This is a genomic window from uncultured Chitinophaga sp. (assembly GCF_902168175.1).
Taxonomy (GTDB): Bacteria; Bacteroidota; Bacteroidia; order Chitinophagales; family Chitinophagaceae; genus Chitinophaga.
On the sequence record NZ_CABHOU010000032.1, the window covers coordinates 1 to 19,444 of the forward strand.

General features: G+C 48.9%; 16 protein-coding genes. 10 read left to right on the plus strand and 6 right to left on the minus strand.

All coding sequences use genetic code 11. The features are described from left to right. Together QZT80_RS06715 and QZT80_RS06720 are read left to right on the plus strand one after the other, a co-directional pair. A partial coding sequence (locus QZT80_RS06715; RefSeq protein WP_295119522.1) for a glycoside hydrolase family 97 catalytic domain-containing protein occupies nt 1–722 on the plus strand: 722 nt, incomplete at its 5' end. 233 nt (nt 723–955) lie between these two features. Then, nucleotides 956–2,758 carry a glycoside hydrolase family 2 protein gene (locus QZT80_RS06720; protein WP_295119525.1) on the plus strand — a complete coding sequence of 601 codons (1,803 nt, stop codon included), beginning with the start codon at nt 956–958 and terminating at the stop codon, nt 2,756–2,758. 213 nt (nt 2,759–2,971) lie between these two features. Here QZT80_RS06720 and QZT80_RS06725 read toward each other — a convergent pair whose 3' ends face one another. From QZT80_RS06725 to QZT80_RS06735, 3 genes are read right to left on the minus strand one after another with little or no spacing between them, the layout of a single operon-like run. Continuing rightward, on the minus strand, nt 2,972–7,603 hold the full coding sequence (locus QZT80_RS06725; protein ID WP_295119528.1) for a caspase family protein: 4,632 nt from the start codon (nt 7,601–7,603) through the stop codon (nt 2,972–2,974). An 11-nt stretch (nt 7,604–7,614) separates the two neighbouring features. Continuing rightward, nucleotides 7,615–8,448 (minus strand): hypothetical protein, encoded by an 834-nt coding sequence (locus QZT80_RS06730; protein WP_295119531.1) that lies wholly within the window; start codon nt 8,446–8,448, stop codon nt 7,615–7,617. Nucleotides 8,449–8,465: 17 nt separating this feature from the next. Further along, entirely contained in the window at nt 8,466–9,716 is a 1,251-nt protein-coding gene (locus QZT80_RS06735) for a CHASE2 domain-containing protein (RefSeq protein WP_295119534.1), read from the minus strand. Nucleotides 9,717–10,106: 390 nt separating this feature from the next. Here QZT80_RS06735 and QZT80_RS06740 point away from each other — a divergent pair, with 390 nt between their 5' ends. The 3 genes from QZT80_RS06740 to QZT80_RS06750 all read left to right on the plus strand — a co-directional run bounded on the left by QZT80_RS06740 (nt 10,107) and on the right by QZT80_RS06750 (nt 14,478). Further along, a complete protein-coding gene (locus tag QZT80_RS06740; protein WP_295119537.1) occupies nt 10,107–10,427 on the plus strand; it encodes a carboxymuconolactone decarboxylase family protein in 321 nt (106 codons plus the stop codon). 31 nt (nt 10,428–10,458) lie between these two features. Beyond that, the gene (locus tag QZT80_RS06745) at nt 10,459–11,016 is read left to right on the plus strand and encodes an AraC family transcriptional regulator (protein ID WP_295119540.1); all 558 of its coding nucleotides are present in this window, start codon (nt 10,459–10,461) and stop codon (nt 11,014–11,016) included. Nucleotides 11,017–11,217: 201 nt separating this feature from the next. Then, a complete protein-coding gene (locus QZT80_RS06750; protein WP_295119542.1) occupies nt 11,218–14,478 on the plus strand; it encodes a S41 family peptidase in 3,261 nt (1,086 codons plus the stop codon). 355 nt (nt 14,479–14,833) lie between these two features. On the opposite strand, the gene QZT80_RS06755 is transcribed toward QZT80_RS06750, so the two are convergent. Next, a complete protein-coding gene (locus QZT80_RS06755) occupies nt 14,834–15,436 on the minus strand; it encodes an NAD(P)H-dependent oxidoreductase (RefSeq protein ID WP_295119545.1) in 603 nt (200 codons plus the stop codon). Between the two features lie 129 nt (nt 15,437–15,565). On the opposite strand from QZT80_RS06755, the gene QZT80_RS06760 reads away from it, so the two are divergent. The 3 genes from QZT80_RS06760 to QZT80_RS06770 all read left to right on the plus strand — a co-directional run bounded on the left by QZT80_RS06760 (nt 15,566) and on the right by QZT80_RS06770 (nt 17,360). After that, nucleotides 15,566–15,949 (plus strand): helix-turn-helix domain-containing protein, encoded by a 384-nt coding sequence (locus tag QZT80_RS06760; protein ID WP_295119548.1) that lies wholly within the window; start codon nt 15,566–15,568, stop codon nt 15,947–15,949. After that, nucleotides 15,950–16,198, plus strand: a complete 249-nt coding sequence (locus QZT80_RS06765) for a hypothetical protein (RefSeq protein ID WP_295119550.1) — start codon at nt 15,950–15,952, stop codon at nt 16,196–16,198. A gap of 346 nt (nt 16,199–16,544) precedes the next feature. After that, complete coding sequence (locus tag QZT80_RS06770; protein WP_295119553.1) at nt 16,545–17,360, plus strand: class I SAM-dependent methyltransferase; 816 nt, start codon at nt 16,545–16,547, stop codon at nt 17,358–17,360. 4 nt (nt 17,361–17,364) lie between these two features. On the opposite strand, the gene QZT80_RS06775 is transcribed toward QZT80_RS06770, so the two are convergent. Further along, nucleotides 17,365–17,868, minus strand: a complete 504-nt coding sequence (locus QZT80_RS06775; RefSeq protein WP_295119556.1) for a hypothetical protein — start codon at nt 17,866–17,868, stop codon at nt 17,365–17,367. A gap of 136 nt (nt 17,869–18,004) precedes the next feature. On the opposite strand from QZT80_RS06775, the gene QZT80_RS06780 reads away from it, so the two are divergent. Both QZT80_RS06780 and QZT80_RS06785 read left to right on the plus strand, forming a co-directional pair. Then, nucleotides 18,005–18,598 (plus strand): Crp/Fnr family transcriptional regulator, encoded by a 594-nt coding sequence (locus QZT80_RS06780; RefSeq protein ID WP_295119558.1) that lies wholly within the window; start codon nt 18,005–18,007, stop codon nt 18,596–18,598. Nucleotides 18,599–18,679: 81 nt separating this feature from the next. Further along, a complete protein-coding gene (locus tag QZT80_RS06785; RefSeq protein WP_295119561.1) occupies nt 18,680–19,042 on the plus strand; it encodes a DUF4260 domain-containing protein in 363 nt (120 codons plus the stop codon). Between the two features lie 2 nt (nt 19,043–19,044). Here QZT80_RS06785 and QZT80_RS06790 read toward each other — a convergent pair whose 3' ends face one another. Continuing rightward, nucleotides 19,045–19,434 carry a putative quinol monooxygenase gene (locus QZT80_RS06790; protein WP_295119563.1) on the minus strand — a complete coding sequence of 130 codons (390 nt, stop codon included), beginning with the start codon at nt 19,432–19,434 and terminating at the stop codon, nt 19,045–19,047. Between the last annotated feature and the right edge of the window lie 10 nt (nt 19,435–19,444).

Below are 19,444 nucleotides of genomic sequence, written 5' to 3' on the forward strand. Positions count from 1 at the left end.
CTGGTGACAAACAGGCTACCATGCAATTGTACGAAGACATACTGGCCGATGCTAACCGTTACGGCCTGCTGGTGATCTTCCACGGTGCTACCATGCCACGCGGCTGGGAGCGGATGTATCCTAACTACGCAGGCAGCGAGGCTGTTCTTGCTTCCGAAAACCTGATCTTTACCCAGCATGCCAATGATAACGAAGCCTTCAACGCTACCCTGCATCCTTTTATCAGGAACACGACCGGTTCCATGGAATTCGGCCCTGTGCTGCTGAATAAGCGGCACAACCGCGAAAACAACGGCGGCACGATACGCAAAACCACCGACGTCTTCCAGCTGGCTACCGCAGTACTGTTCCAGAACCCTGTGCAGGTATTTTCACTGGCTCCCAACAACCTGCAGGATGCCCCAGCTTTGGTCATCGACTTTATGAAACAGGTACCTACTACCTGGGATGAAACGCGCTTCATCGATGGATACCCGGGCAAATACGCAGTGCTGGCCCGTCGTCATAAAGACAAATGGTATTTGGCAGCTATTAACGCGCAGCCAGAAACGTTGAAACTGAAAGTGAACCTGGGCATGTTTGGAAATAACAGCCTGGTGAAATACAGTGATGATAAGGATAGGAAGCCGGTGATGGAGAACGCTGCAGCAGATAAGAAAGGTAATATCGATATAGAGGTGAGGTCTGGTGGTGGTGTGATTATTACCAATGCTTCGAAGTAGGATGTTGAGATAATTCATCGCGCAGTCTTAACAATGTAATCGTCATTTTAGTTTTTTTTATAGAACGCATCAGATCTCAGGGGAAATAAATCTTTCCCTGAGATCAATTTACCAGGATACTTCTTTGCCATCTGCCCCAGGGTTAACTTGCCTGCCCCCCCATCATTTATATTACCATTTCCGGCAAATATTCTGTATTTAGTTCGAAGTTCTTACCACATTTCAAAACAACCATGAAAAAGACTATTTATTATCTGCTATTGTTATTGACCTGCGCCGTCCCGGATTCCCTGGCGCAGGTGCCTAAACTCCCGACTAAATGGACTAAACCGGCCATGGAAGCCAAGGTCCCATTGAACGAATATCCCCGTCCGCAATTACAGCGGGCCGACTGGCTTTGCCTGAACGGTAAGTGGGATTACCTCGGTGGCAAACAGGTGGCCACTGCGCTAAACCCTTCTAAACCAATTTCTTTTGAAGGGAAAACAGAACAGATACTGGTGCCTTATTGCCCCGAATCTGTTTTATCCGGCATAGAACGCAACCTGGAAACCAACTTGTGGTACCACCGTACGTTCGAAGTACCTGCTTCCTGGAAAGGTAAACAGGTGTTACTTCATTTTGAAGCCGTAGACCATGATGCCACTGTATTTGTAAATGGCCGGAAAGCGGGCGCACATGCTGGTGGATATGATGCGTTTACCGTAAACATCACGCCTTTTTTAGAAGCAGGAGCCAACACGCTGGTGGTCGCCGCGTTTGATGCGAATGATGGTCGTACACCGTCTGGTAAAAATGGCCCGCGTGGTGATTATACTTTTACTTCCGGTATCTGGCAGTCGGTATGGCTGGAGCCAGTGAGCGCCGTTTACATTAAAAGCATCCGTTTACTGCCCGATGTAGCGAACAGTCGCCTGAAGGTGCTGGTGGATGCCGATGCTGCGCAGGTATCTGCATTAGCGCTGGACGGTAAAAGCACGGTGGCGGAAGTAAAGGGAACCGCAGGAACCGCCTTTTATATCCCGCTAAAAAATCCAAAATTATGGTCACCCGATGCGCCTTTCCTGTATGATCTGAAACTCAGCCTGCATGATAAAAAAGGCAATATTACCGACGAGGTGACGAGCTACTTTGGTATGCGCGATGTGAAACTGGGTAAGGTAGATGGGGTAGTGAGACCACTGCTCAATGATCAATTCGTAATGCAGGTAGGGCTGCTGGACCAGGGCTATTGGCCCGACGGCATTTTAACTGCTCCCACAGAAGAAGCATTGAAATACGATGTGGAATTTACGAAGAAGGCCGGCTTCAACCTGATCCGGAAACACATGAAAACCGAGCCTAAACGGTTCTATTATTGGGCTGATAAACTCGGTGTACTCGTATGGCAGGATATGCCGGCCATCTGGTTCCAGCATGAAGATACAGCCAATGCCCGCACTACTTTCCGTAAGGAACTGAAGGCAATGATGGACGATCTGTACAATTCGCCTTCCATTATCACCTGGGTGCCGTTTAACGAAAACTGGGGCGCATTTGATGTGAAGGAGATCACCGACTGGGTGAAACAGTATGATCCCTCCAGGCTGGTGAACGGTAACTCCGGCTTTAATAACAACCCCGGTTACCAGAAAGCGTACGGCGATCCGGGCAACGGTGATTTTGTAGATACGCATATTTACATAGGCCCCAATGATGCCTCCGTGCCGGATGATAAACGCGCTGCGTCTTTAGGAGAATTCGGCGGACTGGGCTTATTCGTAAGAGGCCATATGTGGCCGGTAGAAAACAATGCTTACGGTTTTGAACCCACGAAAGCCGCCCTCAGCGACCGCTATGTACTCCTGATGGACCAGGTAGAACAGTTGATGAGGTACCGGGGACTAAGCGTAGCCGTGTATACACAAACCACCGACGTTGAGCATGAAGTAAACGGCGTACTAACGTATGACCGTGCAGTGGAGAAAATGGACGTGGAAAAGATCAAAGAGGTAAACCAGGCAGTGATCAATGCTGGTAAAAAGATGAATAAGTAGATGTGTTGACCATCCTTCGGCGTTGCCGGAGGATGGTTTATAAAATATCGGAAGTCTGAAAACAATGGCGGTCCGGTTTTTAAAAGATGGCCAGTCATCCAACTTCATGTAACAAACGGTCATCCATATTGCCAATTAGGTTCCCAGCTGAAAACCGCTGCCCGGCCACCGTTGTGTCACTCCCTTCAGCTTTTTTTCGCTGCTAACCAGCCATCACAATGCAATGTCCTGGTACATATTCTCTATCCTCGAAACCGGCCGCTGCATGCCGTTCGTAAGCTTCGGCACTTCGGTCTGCAGGTACAGCAACAACTCCGACAATAGTACTTTCCCGTCCTTATTGCGGTCGGCCGCCTGCTCTCCCAGGCCTTTCTTCAGGCAATAGGTAAACGCTCCATTTTTCAGGTGATCGTATTCTCCTGCACGTTCCAGTCCGCCAGCTGCAGCCAACACCGTGGCGCCTGCGCCCTTTCGCAAATCGCGGAAGGTATTTTTCATCAGGTCGAAAGCGTTGAAATTTTTCGATGTCACGGCGCCTTCGCCGCGGCCCTCCATTTTTACCTTACCCTTTTGCGCATCGGCCCGGGCAAAAATGTTGGTATTGGCCTTATCGATTTCGCCGGAGTAGCAGGCGTCCAGCAGCATCACCTTTTTACGGCTGGGAATGCGTGCCATCAGCGATTCCAGGGAGTCGTACGGTAAACTGCCTGTAGCAGGCTGCTTAAACGCGGTCGGGTAACATCCGAGGTAATAATCTTTTTTCGAATCGAACATGCCATGGCCAGCATAAAACACGATCACCTTATCATCCACTTTCGATTGCAGCAGTTCCTGCGCCTTACGGAGTATGTTTGTGACCGTTACTTCCGAATCTTTCAGCAATAGTGGAATAACCCGCCCATACTTCCCGGCCTCGCCGGCGAACAAGTTTACCACTTCTTCTGCATCTTTGGCCGCATAACGCAGGTTTTTGGTACCATCGCTGTACGTGCCGGCGCCAATGGCCAGGATGTACAGATCAGGCTTACGTGGAGGCGCAGCATACTGGGCTTCCAGTGTTTCCGTCAAACTTTCTACGCCCTGCTCATTCAGCACCGAAACGCGGATGTCGTTGTGCCCGGCCGAGAGTACCAGTTGCAGTGGCTGTTGCAGTTTGCCACTTTTGTGGGCTTTTACGGACAGGCCGCCGCCATATACCGGCACACCATTTACGGTCAGCAATACCCGGTCGAGGTTGTAAAGGGTATCCGTAGCCGTGAGTGTAAAGGTATACAGGCTGTCGCGCTGGCCGATGCTGCCCGGCACAACCTTTACCTGTGGCACGTTATATACCCAGTCCTTTTCGAACATCGCCGTATCGAAGCCCATTTTCTCAATACGTTTCAGGTAGGCAGCACGGTAAGCTTCTACGGTTTCGCGGGGAGCGCCCGTGCGTTCCAGTATCTTATCGGGCCGGTTATACCGCAGGTCGAACTGGTCGAAAAAGTATTGGCGGCTATTGATATCAAAATAGATGTTCTCCGCACCTTTTCGCGAAGCCATATAATATCCGTCGCTCGCATACATTATCCAATCGCAGCTGTCGAGTGGCACAAAGGTGGCCAGGGAGCGCGTACCGTAAGCTACACTGCCAAAGCCGATAACGCCGTTGCCGTTACCACCCACCGAGTATATCTTGTTGGTATAACTGCCGAGTTGCCGGCCGTACCAATCATTGTCCGGCGGCCGCCCCAGGTTTTGTCCTGTTTCCAGATCTACGGTTTTAGTGGTGTATTTACTGCCCACCAGGTGGCTGGTAATCATCAATGCCCTTCGACCGTCTTTCAGCACGCTCAGGTCTTTAATGTGATACCCGCTGTCTGACAGTACCCGTATCAGGTGGCCGTCTTCCGGGCTCCACACATAACCGTTTCCTTCATTTTCCAGGGTCAGCATATATTTACCATCGGCAGTATAAATCACATCATCGATCGTACGTTGATGTTGGAATACTGTCAATGGTTCTCCTGGCTGAAAAGCAAAATGTTTTACCCATTTATCATACCTGCTCGCAAACATAAACGAGTTGGATGCGCCCGACATGGCGAAGTGGTCCGATGGTGCTACCGCTCCCTTAAAACGTTGGCGCAGCTGGCCGTCTGGCAAACTCCTCAACTCACCGGCACTGGCCACACCCGCCATGAGTGAGTTGCCCACGCGCGAAAAACGGTAAAAGGCGTCACGTAGTCCTGCAGGTATCATCTCGCGTTTACCGCCGTTCGCAATGTTCCATGCCAGTGTGCGGCCGTCCCGGTTTACGGTGTAAATACTATCTTCTGCCTGGTTAAAGGTGAAGTCTTTGATTTCGTCACCATCTGGGTCGCCATACATTTTCAGCTGCTTTTTATTTCCCGGTTTCCAGACAGACATAGCCGCGCCGCCCTCACGCAGCACGATCCAGTTGGCGGCGGGCGATAAGTAAACGCGGTCGTAGCCGTTTAAATCAAGGTCCCAGCGGTACAGTTCTTTACCGGCTATCATGTCCCAGTACACCATCGTGTAGGCCACCTTCGATCCTTGTTGCCGCCCGTCTCTGTACAGTACGGCGGCCGCTGTTTTACCATCGGCGCTTACCGAAACGTATTGCAGCCGGGCGTCCTGTTGTTGGGGCAGAAGGTACTCCTGGCCGGTGGCGAGGTCTTTTGCCCGCGCCTGCAACAGGTCGAGCAGGTAGCGGCCGTTTTCTGAAAAATAAGCGAACGTATTATCCGGGAATGGCCATGTTTCTTCAGTGCCGGTTAAGACATTCCACATCGTTGCCCCATATTGGTCCTGCATGACCTGCAACATCCCGTTCTCGCTATCTTCATAAGTCGCGATCAGGTACTTGCCATCGCCAGAATACTGGAGGTTGCGCACAAAACCACCTTTCGTGTAAAAGGTATGTGTTTCGCGGCCGGTGGCCATGTCCCACAACTTCACTTCGGAGCGTGCTGTAGCCACTTGTCTGCCGGTCGGTGAAACCGCCATCGCACTGAGTACGCCGATGTGCCCCAGTGGCAGGACCATCTTTGGTTCTACATGATAGCGGGGCGTAAATTCAATTTCCGCTTGGGCTGATGTATTTTCCCGGTCGTCGTGTGCCTTAATTTCGAACACGTTTCTTTTTCCCCATAAAGCAAACGGCTGATCTTTATATTTTTTAAATGGCACCACGATGAACATGGTGTCTTCGTTGAACATTTTATCCGCAGTGTTGAAGCCGAATTCATTTCGTGCATCTTTAATGATCAAACGCCCGTTCAGAAATATCTGTATCAAAGGCATTACCATCCCGCCTTTCACTACTTTGGCGCGGAGTTCCGGTGCCGCACTGTTGGCGGCGATAGGTGATATGATGATCCTGGTCTGCTTCCGCTCACGCACACCCGCCGCATCCGGCGATATGATCTGCCTGAAGAGGCCGGGGCTAAGGTACTTCGCCAGCGTATCTTTCACATCCCGGATGATGGTTAAACCCTGTACTTCGTACAACTGTTTCAACGCGCCGGGGGAGCCGTCGAGGTGCCCGTTGCCATCGTTTACCATCCAGTCGGTGCTGTCTATGGCAAACAGGCCAAGCCCGCGTTTGTTAGTGCTATTGTACACCACGCCAAAGTTTTCATATATCTTATAAATCCGTTCGTAATATCCCCTCACCGAAGCCTGCGTATTCAGCGCGGGATGTTCGTTATGACTGTCTCGACCTACATCCACATAATCGGGCAGGTTTGGGATAAACTTGCCAGTTTTGATTTCCCAGCCTTTATTATTGCCGAAAGCATGTCGGGTGACGATGAATTTGCCATCTTCCGAAAAACTGATATCGCTCACCGGCGAAGAATGACCGGCGATTTCACGTACTACCTTGCCGGTTTTGGGATCGCGGAAATTAACTTTGCGGTAATCGCCGTTGTAGCTGGCGAGCAGCTTTCCATCGGGTGTAAAGGTAGGCTCGTACACCTTGTCTTTGTCTTTTACCTGGTACAGGGTATCGCCGCCGGCGATGTCTACCGCCGTGAGTGTGCCACGACCGTATACGAATACGATTTTATTATCGGGCGATATCATGATTAAATCTTCATCGGAACAATAACCGAAAATCGTGCGCAGCAATCGGCCTTCTTTCAGTTTCCACAGTTCGATTTTTGGCTTGCGAAAGCTTTTAACGGCAACGGCCATCAGCGACTGGTCGGGCGAAATGCCAGTCGTGCCCAGCGACCAGTATTCATCGTCCAGTTTCCCTTTTACAGTACCATTTACTGTCCCGTTTTTAACATCGATAGCGTTGAGCTGGTAGTTTTTGTGATTGTCGCTGAATTTTCTTTGTATTATACCGTCGTGGTAACCCCACAGGCGATCATCGTCCCCGGCGACCTGCTTTGTTACTGGCGCACCATCTTCGATGCTGTACCACTTGCCGCCACTGTATACGGTGCTGCCGTCAGGCGCGAGCAGAAGATGACCGCCCTGGTCGGCGGGCTTCTCCGATATTTTCTTACCCGTCACCATATCCCAGAGGGAAAGTACGGTGGCATTGGGATACTCGGTAGTATGCAGCGTTAGGATTTGTTGCCGGCCAGGTACGAAAGCTGCCTGGCGCATATCGGCGTTTTTTACCCGGAACTCGCGAAGTTCCAGTCCCGCCGTTACATCCCACAACACGGCCATCTGATCAACGGAAGCGGTCACCATATATCGTCCGTTGGCAGAAAATGCGATGTCATTAATGGGGCCCTGGTGGCCGGTGCTAAGTACCAGGCCCTGTGCCTGCGCGGGGCGGCATATCACCAGCAGCAGCACAGCCAGCGGAAGTATACGTTTCATGGGGAAATGTTTTAACGCATGCGATCGTACATCGCACGGAATACAATAATATCGGGATGTCCGTAGTTGTTGGCGAGGTGCCTGTATACATCGGTAAAAACCTGATCGGCCGCATCGGCCTGGCCCGCGTGGTGTTGGGTGGACAAGCGGCGCACGAGGTCCATTTCAGTCACGATTTGTTTTTCGGACACCACCACGAATTGTAGTTTGGCCAATGGCACGGCTACTTCGGTAAGGTCGTCGTAGTACATCAGCTGCATGTCTGTAGCCTCGTCGGTTTTCACAATGTTGCCGCCCTTCCTGAATATGTGTTGGTCCAACCGCAGGTAAAGCGAATCATTTTTGCCGGTTACAAATTCAAGTGGCTGGTTTACGATTGCGCCCTTATACTGGTACCTTACAAAGCAATACCGGTCCTTTCGCTGCGGAAATCCTTGCGAATTCAACGGCAATAGTTCGGTGCCGATTACCAGGCGTTTGGTGTAGTGCTGGAAATAATTGCCAAGGTCTTCAGGACTATTCATCATACCAGAGCGCGTACTTAGTATGATGGTTTCGGTGGTGGGCAGCAGGTTGTCTTTCAGCAACGCTAATATTTCATTCGGGCGCGATGTGGGCTGACGCTTCTTCGGCGCTACTTCATAACTTCCCTTTTTAGGATGATACACGTTGAATTTATCGCGCGGGGAGCGGAACACGAAAGCCGCGTTGATGTCCACACTGTCGCCCACTACCAGCAGATGGTTGCTTCCCTGCTGTTTAACCGGGCATTGAATGTTTACCACGTAATAGTAATCGGCCTGTGTGGGCAGCAGTGTGTAGAGAAATAGCAATAATATCTTCATGGCAATACGTTTTCTGGTTAGGCATTGTTGGTGTTGTTAACGATGGTGGGCGGCAGTTTCAGATAAGCCTCAATGGAGGGCCACTTGCGGATGATCAGGCGAACGAGGCTCATATAAATGATCATCACGATAATATCTGCATGTACATCAAAAATAAAGAACGAGAACAGAGAAATGCCCCATATTGCCATGCTGATACTGAGGAAGCGCAACATTTTCCGCCCCCAGGAATTGCGAATGATAGCGTGTTTCAGGCGGCGGTGGGCGGAAAAGTAAAATACCAGATAGGAGAGTCCGCTGAAGGCAATTATCATCGTCACAATCCACCAGGTGGTGATGCGGTGTTTGTCCTGGCTGATGTCCTCGTAAATATTGGCGAGGATCAATGGCCCGGGCAGCTGCCCATATACGGTTTCGTGCAGGTCTGTTTTGTAATTGCCAAGTACGATGATCTTATCTTTAAAGGTGCTGTCGAAAAACAGTTGCTCGTTTACCTTTAACAGGGTGCTAATATAATTCAACGACGATATCACTACCCCGTCGCGGCCCCGTTGTGGTTCGGCGGGACGCATCAACAGGTCAAAAATGATGGTATTAAAATGCGGGCGGCCGTTGATCCAGAGCAGCCCGTAGCGGCGTTCCACCTCGGCCCCGTTTGGCGAGAGTGCCTCATATACCGCTTGTGGCATGCTTTTGAGCAAACCGTTGTAATATAGTTGATACTTCAGCAGTTTGTCGGAGGCTTCCAGTCCGTGAGATACGTCGTACCCGGCAAAGCCCATATTTTCCGCAGGGATGTTGAGCCCGGGCAGCCGTGGTGTGCCATTTTCGAGGTAGTAAGGGGTAACATAATCCGTCATCATGTAAAACTGGGATGCCAACGCACTATCGCCCGCCCCGGGTTCGTTGAGCAACACATCACAGAGTAAAAATTTAAATTCCCCATGATGACGGGCTAATACTTCCAGGAAGGCGCTGAGTGTTTGCCGGTCGGTCACCACATCATTGCCCGTTCCATCACCACGGTCGCGGGTGATAATGTTGCCGCTCACATCCACGAAACAATATTTATCTGCCAACTTTTTACGCGCCCCGGCATCGTTGGTAAACACACGTTTTAGCGTGGCGCTTACTTTAAACAACTGTTCTTCCAGGCCTATAGAAAAACCGATACCCAGCCAGAGCGTAGACAGGAACAACATGAAAACACCATGGATCAGCGAAACTGACAATGCGGTAAATATTCTGCGAACGGGGGCCAGGGACATACTATAGGGAGATTTATCATCCTAAAATAAGAAAAAAAAATGGGGGATTGGAGAAATGGGGAGAGATAACATCAGGATAATAATACATCATGAGGATATGCTGTTCATGTCAACACCTGTTTTTGTAGCAATTACTATTTATTGTAATGCCAGGCTGATCATCCCCGCGATCAGTAAAAATGGTAGCAATTTCAGTAATAGCTATACTATTCGTCCCTTAACTGGTCGGACATTTGCACTATTGCACGGCAGCCATGTGTGAAACTAATACCTGGCTGAGAACCAAAACAAACAAAGCATATGTATTTACTTGGTAAACGACCGATCGTATCAATGTTACTAATGGGCACGTTTTTGTTTTCCGGTGCAAGCGCCCAGGATAAAATTAACATGCAAAAGGACCTTAATTATAAGCAGAAATCATTGGCCATCGTGTCGTCGTTAACCGCTAAGGACGACTTGCTGGCGTTAAAGCCATATTTGCGAACGGCGCTTGATTCGGGAGTGACTGTTAACGAAATTAAAGAGGCCATGGTACATCTTTACGCTTACTGCGGATTTCCCCGCAGCCTTAGAGGCCTGCAAACGATGATGGCTGTACTAGACGAACGAAAGGCCAAAGGCATAAAAGATAATTGGGGTAGAGCAGCTTCCCGATCAGGGATACCGGCACTAAGTACGAACGCGGAAAAGCTGTGCTGGGCGAATTAATTGGTCAGCCGCAGGACGGCCCCAGGAACATATGGCAGACCATACTTTCTTCTCCTACAATACAAATGAGGCGTTACACCTTTCAGAGAAGGAAAGGAAGATCATTATTGATTGTTTCAATAAGGTAGAATACGAGCTGCAGCAGAGCATAGATAAGCACAGTAAAAAGTTAATTGCAGCAAATATTGAATTGTTCCTCAACTACTGCACCCGCTTTTATGACCGCCAGTTTATTACCAGGGATAATGCACATAAGGGCGCGCTGGAGAATTTTGAATCATTGCTTAATGAATATTTCGAATCAGACAAGCCGCAGCTGTTGGGGGTGCCCACCGTGACCTGGTGTGCGGCCGCACTGCACCTGTCGTCTAACTACTTCGGCGACCTGGTAAAAAAGGAAACCGGGAAGTCGGCGCAGGAATATATACAGGCTAAGATCATTGATGTCGCCAAGCAACGCATTACTGGAAATAATAAGACGGTGAATGAAGTGGCGTACGAAATTGGATTTAAATATCCCCAGCATTTCTCCCGGTTTTTCAAACAACGGGTGGGTAAAACGCCGAACGAGTTCAGGAATATTAACTAGTTCGGGATCATTGGCCTATTTCGGAAAGATACGGTCCTCACTGCGGACCGAATTAACCAGGGCATATTACCGCTTCGCTGTCAACGTCTGCGATGTGATCGCCGTGAATGCGATGGGCAATGGACAACGCTATCTGTTTCCCAATAAATATTGTATTTTCACTTTTATCCAAAAATCGCATTCACAAAAGCAACATCACTAATGAAGAAACTCCTTACATTTTTCATCCTTTGCGGATCAACCCTAACCCTGAAAGCACAACAGGACGCCCGGCTGCTGCGGTTTCCGGCTGTTCATGGTAACCAGGTTACCTTTACTTATGCAGGAGACCTATATACTGTACCCGCAACAGGCGGTGTAGCACGACGCATTACGAGCCATCCCGGGTACGAGATGTTTGCGCGTTTCAGCCATGATGGTAAATCAATTGCCTTTACTGGTCAGTATGATGGTAATACGGAGGTTTTCGTTATACCCGCCACCGGCGGGGAGCCTAAACGGATCACCTACACGCCCACCCTTGGCCGCGATGATGTGGCAGACCGCATGGGACCTAACAATATCGTGATGGGCTGGACGCCGGACGACAAACACGTGATCTACCGCGGACGTGGTACATCATTTAATCCATTTAAAGGAAAACTCTACCTGGCGCCACTCAACGGAGACCTCAGCCAGGAGTTGCCGTTCACTGTTGCTTCCTGGGCTTCTTATAATGCGGATGGCTCCAGTATGGCGATGAACCGCGTATTTCGGGAGTTTCGCACCTGGAAGAATTATCGCGGCGGCATGGCGGATGATATCTGGCTTGTAAATCCTTCATCAGGTAAAGCGGAAAACATCACTAACAACCCCGCGCAGGACATTTTCCCGATGTATTACGGCGACAAGATCTACTTCGTTAGTGAAAGGGACAGGATAGCGAACATTTTTGTTTATGATACCAAAACGAAACAGACGCAGAAAGTAACCACCTTCAAGGAGTTTGATGTTAAATTTCCATCGTTAGGTGACCAGTCAATCGTTTTTGAGAATGGGGGATACATTTATTTGCTTGATCTGACTAACGGGCAAACCAGGAAATTGAATATCACCATAGCGGAGGATCTTGCCTCGGGCCGTTCTAAACAGGTAGATGCGGCAGATTTTGTGTATAGTACAGATATCTCGCCCGATGGCAAACGCGCTGTTGTCAGCGCCCGCGGCGATGTGTTTACCATTCCGGCCAAATCGGGCGTTACACGTAACCTCACTCAATCCAGCAGCGCGCACGACCGCAATGTTGGCTGGAGCCCTGATGGAAAATGGATCAGCTATATCTCCGACCGTTCAGGGGAGGATGAATTGTATATCCAGGAACAGGGAGGGGCTCAGCCGGGCAGGCAGCTTACGAAAGGTGGCGGTTCCTATAAATTTAATCCTGTATGGAGCCGGGATAGCAAATACCTGATGTTCGGTAACCGGGAGCAGGACCTGTTTATTGTTGATGTTGTTTCGGGAAACAAAACACTGGTCGCGCATTCTGATGCCGGTACACTCGGGTCGTACGCATTTGCGCCAGACAGCAAATGGATCGCTTTTACTGTTCCGGGGAAAGCGCGTGAGTTCAGTGTTATCAAACTCTATAATATCGATACAAAGAAAACTATCGCTGTTACAGATACCTGGTATAACAGCGGCGGCCCGCAGTTCAGCCCTGATGGGAAATTGTTGTATTTCGTATCGCAGCGCGACTTTAATCCAACTTACAGCAATACGGAATGGAATCATGTTTATACGGAAATGGCGCGCCCTTATTTCGCCCGTCTCAGCGCAGGTGATAAATCGCCATTGGCTGATAAGAACGACGAGGTGGGGGTGAAATCAGACACAGACACCAGCAGTAAAAAGTCAGGAAATACAGAGAAGCCTGCGGCTACAGGAAAAGGAGTAATAGTGGTGGTCGATGAAGATGGCCTGGCCGATCGTATTGAAAGTTTGCCCGTATCACCCGGATCTTACGGAGGGCTTGTACCCGTGGAAGATGGTGTTTATTATTCAATGGGCGGACGAAGCGGGCGAGGGTTCAAATTCTTCAGCCTCACCGATCAGAAGGAAACAGAGATCGGCAGCTTCGGCGGGTATAGCGTTACGCCGGATGCAAAAAAAATACTGTTCCGCACCGGAGATGATTTCTTTATCGAAAATCTCAGTAAATCAAAGATCACGCCCACCAATAAAATTGACCTGGGCGGGTTGAAGATGAGGGTTGATCTCCGTGCAGAATGGAAACAGATCTATGATGAAAGCTGGCGGCAGATGCGGGATTATTTCTACGATCCGAATATGCACGGTGTAAACTGGAAGGCTATGCACGACAAATATGCGCCGCTGCTGACTTATGTTAATCATCGTGATGATCTTACTTACCTGATCGGCGAAATGATCGGGGAACTGAGTGTGGGACATGCTTATGTTAACAGCGGAGACAGGCCTTCCATCAACCGCATTCAAATGGGTTTGCTGGGAGCAAGGTTCAGTCGCGATAAAAGTGGGTATTACCGTATCGACAGTATCCTGTCGGGCGAAAGCTGGAATAAGACATTGGTATCGCCGTTGCGCGCACCCGGATTAAAGGTGAAGGCAGGCGACTACATCATTTCCATCAATGGCACATCTATGAAGTCGGTCAATAATCTTTATGAACTATTGGCTGGTAAAGCAGGTCAGTTCGTAGAGATCGAAGTAGCCAGCTCTCCATCGGCAGCCAGTGTTAGGAAGTTATTGGTGAAGCCCATAGCCGACGAATCTTCCCTTTACTATCATGAATGGGTACAGCAAAATATAGCGAAAGTAACGGCGGCCAGTGGCGGCAGGATTGGCTATGTACACATTCCGGACATGGGCGTGGAAGGACTCAATCAATTTGCGCGTTATTTCTATCCTCAACTGGATAAAGAAGCGCTCATTATTGATGATCGTGGCAATGGCGGTGGAAATGTGTCGCCGATGATCATTGAGCGTTTGTTACGGCAGCCGGGGCTGGGTACAATGTTGCGAAACAATAAAACGGCTTCCATCAAACCAGATGCGCATGTAGGCCCCAAGGTCTGCCTGATCGATCAGTACTCCGCTTCCGATGGCGATCTGTTCCCCTGGCAGTTTAAATACCATGGTATAGGCCCCCTGATCGGTCAACGTACCTGGGGCGGCGTGGTTGGAATCAGCGGTTCGCTTCCGTTTATCGATGGCGGTGATCTGCGGAAACCCGAGTTTGCACATTTTGCCGCAGATGGATCTTCTTTCATCATCGAAGGCGAGGGTGTTCATCCTGATATTGAAGTGGTTAACGACCCATATAGCGAATACAAAGGTGTTGATGATCAGCTTACCCGGGGCATAAAAGTGTTGCTGGAGAAACTGGCACAAGGCGGAAAAAACGGAGTGCCAAAGATCCCGGCATTTCCGGATAAATCGAAGTAAAGATTGGTTTCGCAGGCACTGTGTAGCTGGCCCGGCCGGTAATTTTACAGGTCGCTCTCGTACCAGCGCCAGCTATATCAACCTTACACTGAAAGATGCTTCAATGGCGGGGCAACGCATATGTGTGTATGATGTTTCCGGTAAATTGATGACAAATATGCAGTAAACTTCCGCTGTTACCCGTATCTATCTTTCGAACTGGGCACCGGGTTGTATATTTCGTAAAAACAAGTTGAGGCAGTTATTCATTTGTAAAGCAATAACCGCTAATGTCATAATGAATGAAGGGTGTATCGAAGTTCGGTACACCCTTCATAAATTCAAGTGCCCCGTGAGTTAGAGGGCTCGCCCCAGCTTAATCGATGTAAATGCTTTCCATCCCTTTCGATAAAGCCTGTTCTTTAAACCCTTCAACTTTCACCCCTTCCGCCCGAAACACGGTCAGGTCGGTCATGCCTAAAAAACCAAGGAAGGATTTCAGATAAGGTGCTACAAAGTCGTTGTTTTTGCCTGGACCTTCCGAATAGATGCCACCAGACGACATGGCCACATATACCTTTTTGCCGGTAACCAGCCCGGTCGGTCCGTTTTCGCCGTAACCAAAGGTAATTCCCGGCCGTGTAATATGGTCGATCCAGGATTTAAGGGTGGAAGGAACGGTGAAGTTGATAAGCGGGGCGCCTATGACGATAATGTCTGCTGCCATTAACTGCTTTACCGCATCGTTTGAGTATCGTACCGACTCTCTGCCATCGTCCGTCAATTGATCTGCTGGTATAAACATCGACTGTAGGATGGCTGGGTTCAAATGCGGAATGGATAATTCGTTCAGGTCCACTTCCTCTACGGTACTGCCAGGATACTTTTTCACCGCTTTTTCAACGATGGCTTTGCCAAGTTTGATGCTATAAGATTCATTACCCTGGATGCTGGAAATTAAATGAAGAATATGTTTCATGTTTTTAGATTTTATATTACCTGCTGCTGCAGTTATTGTTGACAGCAAAAGTAGACCAGCACCCTGTCAGAAACTTCGTACTTACCTGAAGGAAAGTCCTTACCTCCAGGAAAGTGCGTACCTTTAAGTATGCAAACGGATATCCGACATTCAATTCCAGAAAAAGCAGCATGCGCGAGTTCGCTTGCCAATGTGCTTGATGCGCTGTATGTACTCAGTGGCAAGTGGAAACTTGCTATCATCCTCAACCTGGTGCAGTCTCCCAAACGCTTTTCTGAAATACAAAGTGAGGTAACCGGTATATCACCGAAGGTGTTGGCCAATGAGTTAAAAGACCTGGAGTTAAATGAATTTATTAAACGAAATGTGCACGCCACCACGCCCGTAACCATCATCTATGAAGCTACAGAATACAGTGAAACCTTAAAAAGCGTGCTTCGGGAACTCAGTGCCTGGGGTGGCTTACACCGCGATAAAGTGAAACAAAGTTTACGGCAGCAGGCAACGATATAGATGACAAAGAATCTTCAATGGGAATTTCATCGTTCTGTAATTGATGGCGAGGAGCTAATCTTAAACGGGTTGAACATCTGGGCTTACAAATGGAAAGATCTGCGTGCTTATATTCATGTTAAAGACCCTATTTATTTGCAGGATCATACTATGAGTATCTATGAAATAACAGATGGGGTAATAACTGTTCTTTTTGCAGCAGGAGAATTTTCTAACATGGTTTGGGGCATTTATCTGCCAGTTAAATGAGCTGTCCAATGTGCGGGGTATTTATAATTTCACCAGCACTGTAAGAACATCACCTTCAGTAATTGAATGTCGTAACTGTTATTGCGGTTGCAAGATGGGTACGGTATACGGAGTATTCGCCGAAAAAATAAAATGAACACTTACAAGCGGATGTATGTTTGAAAATTCAATTATATTTTCCCAATGGTTAAAGATTTCCTAAAACTAGTGGTTGACATTGGTATTTTCAGATTCGCTTTTACATTTGCCCCGATAAATATTTTATAACCCCTTAAGATATTGCCCGCAGGTTAATCCCAAAATTAAACCTCAGGTATGGGCAGTATCCACGTAAAAATGAAAGGAAATGAATCCAAACAAAGCATTGTGGGAGAAAGGTGATTTCACCAAACTAGCCGAAACTATGCGCGGAAGCGGCGCTGCACTTGTGTCCCGGTTGGGCGTTAAAGAAGGCATGAAAGTACTCGATCTCGGTTGTGGTGATGGCACCACCGCTATTCCATCCGCTAAACTTGGTGCAGCGGTGTTAGGCGTCGATATTGCCAGTAACCTCGTAGAAGCCGGCAACAAGCGGGTAGCGGCAGAAGGTCTTACTAACATTAAGTTCCAGGAAGGGGATGCTACCGATCTGCATGAACTGCAAGATGAGAGTTTCGACCTCGTGGTGAGCATCTTTGGCGCTATGTTCGCACCCAAACCAGTGGATGTGGCGAAGGAACTGGTACGTGTTACGCGCCCTGGTGGCAAAATAGTGATGGGCAACTGGATTCCCGGCGACCCTACATTGGTAGCACAGATATTGAAAACCAGCGCGGCACATACACCGCCGCCTCCGGAGGGTTTTGTAAGCCCGATGTTGTGGGGCGTAGAAGAGCAGGTGATCGAGCGTTTCGGCAATGCGGGTGTGGCAAAAGAGGATATTTCTTTTGAAAGAGACACCTTCAACTTTGAAGTAGCGGAGTCCCCGTCTGCCTTTTTAGACAGGTTCAGAAATTACTATGGTCCTACCATGAACGCATTCGATGCGGCTGAAAAAAATGGTAAGGCTGCGGAACTGCAGCAGGAGCTGGATGTTCTGTTTAATAGTCAGAATAAAAGCGGCAGCGATGATAAAACGCTGATTCCCGCGACCTTTTTGAAGGTGACAGTAACGCGCAGATAGGCATCTAATCACGTAACCACTTTGCCATGTTGGGAAACGCCGGTAACTGCAGTCGTGCGGAAAGGTGCGGCTCTGCGCTCATGCCGGCTACTTGTAACATGGGTACGCCAAAGTACCGTCCTTCGTTGAAGTTGTCCGCCAATTCCTGACCGCCACCCCTGTAGCCGTTCTCATGGAACACGAAACAGGGATCGATGTTGAGATACATGCAGGCGGCGTAGGACCATGCAATGGCCATCATCTCCTCCGCCTCGCGCTGTAGTCGTTGGGGGATATTATCGTTGTGCAGGTTTGCACGCTCTGCGGCCGGAACCACCGCAATGTGGCCGGCTTCATGCAGTACATCGCCAGGGTATAACAATTTTGCAGCATCTATGATGAGTTCCCCGTTCTGGATAAGAGCGCCAGGCAGGAACGTGCCTTCGGGCAGAGTGGTGAATGTGATAGGAATACCCACCGAACGGATAAAATCTACGGCAGTGTTAAAGTCGGTGCAATCAGTTGTCATCCCGTAAATGTAACGAATTAAAAAAAAGGGAGGGGTACTACAATTTCCCCTCCCTTTTAATTTCAGTCACGAAGTGTGAGGTGTTCATCAGCTCTTTAGGTTGGAAAACAAGTATAATAATGCCTAACTTCCGTCCATGATCGACCCGAAAGACCTCGACGTTTTAAAAGCCGCTGTTCAGCGCTTCGTTTCCCTAACGGACGAAGAGTGGGAGCTGATGTTACCCGCCCTTGAATACCGTCGCCTGGGCAAAGGAGAAGACTGGATTAGTGAGGGGCAGAAAGAGCTGCACGTCGGCATTGTACTTTCGGGCGATATGCGCCACTACTATACCCGTGACGGAGAAGAAAAGACCACTTATTTTTATTTTGAAAATCACCTGGTAAGCTCTTATGTAAGCGCCATTACCGGTAAGCCATCCCTGCTTACAGTGGAGGCGCTGACCGACAGCCGGCTGCTTGTTTTCACGTATGCGCATCTAAAATCGATGTATGACAAAGTCCCAAAATGGGAGCGGTTCGGTCGCCTGCTGGCAGAGTATCTCGCTATAGGACTGGAAGAGCGGATGGCAGGTTTGCTAACGACAAGCGCTGAAGAGCGTTACCTGGAATTATTACAGGGTAATAAGCATAAAATCATCGAGAGAATTCCCCAGCACTATATTGCCAACTATCTAGGCATCACGCCGGTAAGCCTGAGCCGTATCCGCAAACGCCTGCTGGAAAAATAACCCTTTCCGGTTTTCTTATCTTTTGTAAACGTTTTCCGGGTGTGCCATGTTCGATCTTTGTGGTATCAAAAAATGATTACCATGAAACATTTGTTACGGGCCGAAGCAATAGCGCCTTTTATCTTATCTGTAGTATTACTCAATATAATGCCCCTTCATTTTGCCTGGTGGGCGTGGATATTGATATTCCTGGCACCCGACTTAAGCATGCTGGGCTACCTGTTCGGCAACAAGGCAGGAGCGGTGGTGTATAACGTGTTTCACCATCAGTTGGTTGCCGTGGTGATTTGGGTAGTGGGATTGTTATTGCATCAACCTTATGTTGAATTTACCGGGTTGGTGTTGTTAGGGCATAGTAGCCTGGACAGGGTAATGGGAATTGGTTTGAAACTGCCGGAAGGTTTTAGTTTTACGCATTTGGGTGTGGTAGGGAAGAAGGCGTAACGCTACATCTTCCTAAACACCTGCCTCATCGCCTCTGCATCCATCGTCGACATATCCACCAGTTTCAATGCCTTCACCATCTTCGCTGTGCCATTTTTATACTTAAGAAAATGGGGCGTTTTCAGATGTGACTCGTAAGCCTGCCTGTCCGCATAAATCTCCAGAATTCTCACCTGGTTAGGATGTTCTTTCTGCGTCATCGGTACAATCGCGATCACACCCGGTTCCAGTTTTACCGATGCTGCGGCTTCTTCTTTCAGCAAGGTTATGTAGGCTTCCGATTGAGTTGCATCTATCTCTATTTCCGCAATCCTGACCATCATGCCGGGTTGCTGGGCGAATGCCAGTAGGGGAAAGAAGTATGCGATGAGCAGGAAAAATAAGATTTTCATTATCATGATT

What these genes read in the sequence shown, in the direction of transcription:
- QZT80_RS06780 (WP_295119558.1), top strand. Translation starts at nt 18,005, where the DNA reads ATGATCGACCCGAAAGACCTCGACGTTTTAAAAGCCGCTGTTCAGCGC.
- QZT80_RS06730 (WP_295119531.1), bottom strand. Translation starts at nt 8,448, where the DNA reads ATGAAGATATTATTGCTATTTCTCTACACACTGCTGCCCACACAGGCC.
- QZT80_RS06765 (WP_295119550.1), top strand. Translation starts at nt 15,950, where the DNA reads ATGACAAAGAATCTTCAATGGGAATTTCATCGTTCTGTAATTGATGGC.
- QZT80_RS06735 (WP_295119534.1), bottom strand. Translation starts at nt 9,716, where the DNA reads ATGTCCCTGGCCCCCGTTCGCAGAATATTTACCGCATTGTCAGTTTCG.
- QZT80_RS06725 (WP_295119528.1), bottom strand. Translation starts at nt 7,603, where the DNA reads ATGAAACGTATACTTCCGCTGGCTGTGCTGCTGCTGGTGATATGCCGC.
- QZT80_RS06775 (WP_295119556.1), bottom strand. Translation starts at nt 17,868, where the DNA reads ATGACAACTGATTGCACCGACTTTAACACTGCCGTAGATTTTATCCGT.
- QZT80_RS06740 (WP_295119537.1), top strand. Translation starts at nt 10,107, where the DNA reads ATGCAAAAGGACCTTAATTATAAGCAGAAATCATTGGCCATCGTGTCG.
- QZT80_RS06720 (WP_295119525.1), top strand. Translation starts at nt 956, where the DNA reads ATGAAAAAGACTATTTATTATCTGCTATTGTTATTGACCTGCGCCGTC.
- QZT80_RS06750 (WP_295119542.1), top strand. Translation starts at nt 11,218, where the DNA reads ATGAAGAAACTCCTTACATTTTTCATCCTTTGCGGATCAACCCTAACC.
- QZT80_RS06760 (WP_295119548.1), top strand. Translation starts at nt 15,566, where the DNA reads ATGCAAACGGATATCCGACATTCAATTCCAGAAAAAGCAGCATGCGCG.
- QZT80_RS06755 (WP_295119545.1), bottom strand. Translation starts at nt 15,436, where the DNA reads ATGAAACATATTCTTCATTTAATTTCCAGCATCCAGGGTAATGAATCT.
- QZT80_RS06790 (WP_295119563.1), bottom strand. Translation starts at nt 19,434, where the DNA reads ATGAAAATCTTATTTTTCCTGCTCATCGCATACTTCTTTCCCCTACTG.
- QZT80_RS06785 (WP_295119561.1), top strand. Translation starts at nt 18,680, where the DNA reads ATGAAACATTTGTTACGGGCCGAAGCAATAGCGCCTTTTATCTTATCT.
- QZT80_RS06770 (WP_295119553.1), top strand. Translation starts at nt 16,545, where the DNA reads ATGAATCCAAACAAAGCATTGTGGGAGAAAGGTGATTTCACCAAACTA.
- QZT80_RS06745 (WP_295119540.1), top strand. Translation starts at nt 10,459, where the DNA reads ATGGCAGACCATACTTTCTTCTCCTACAATACAAATGAGGCGTTACAC.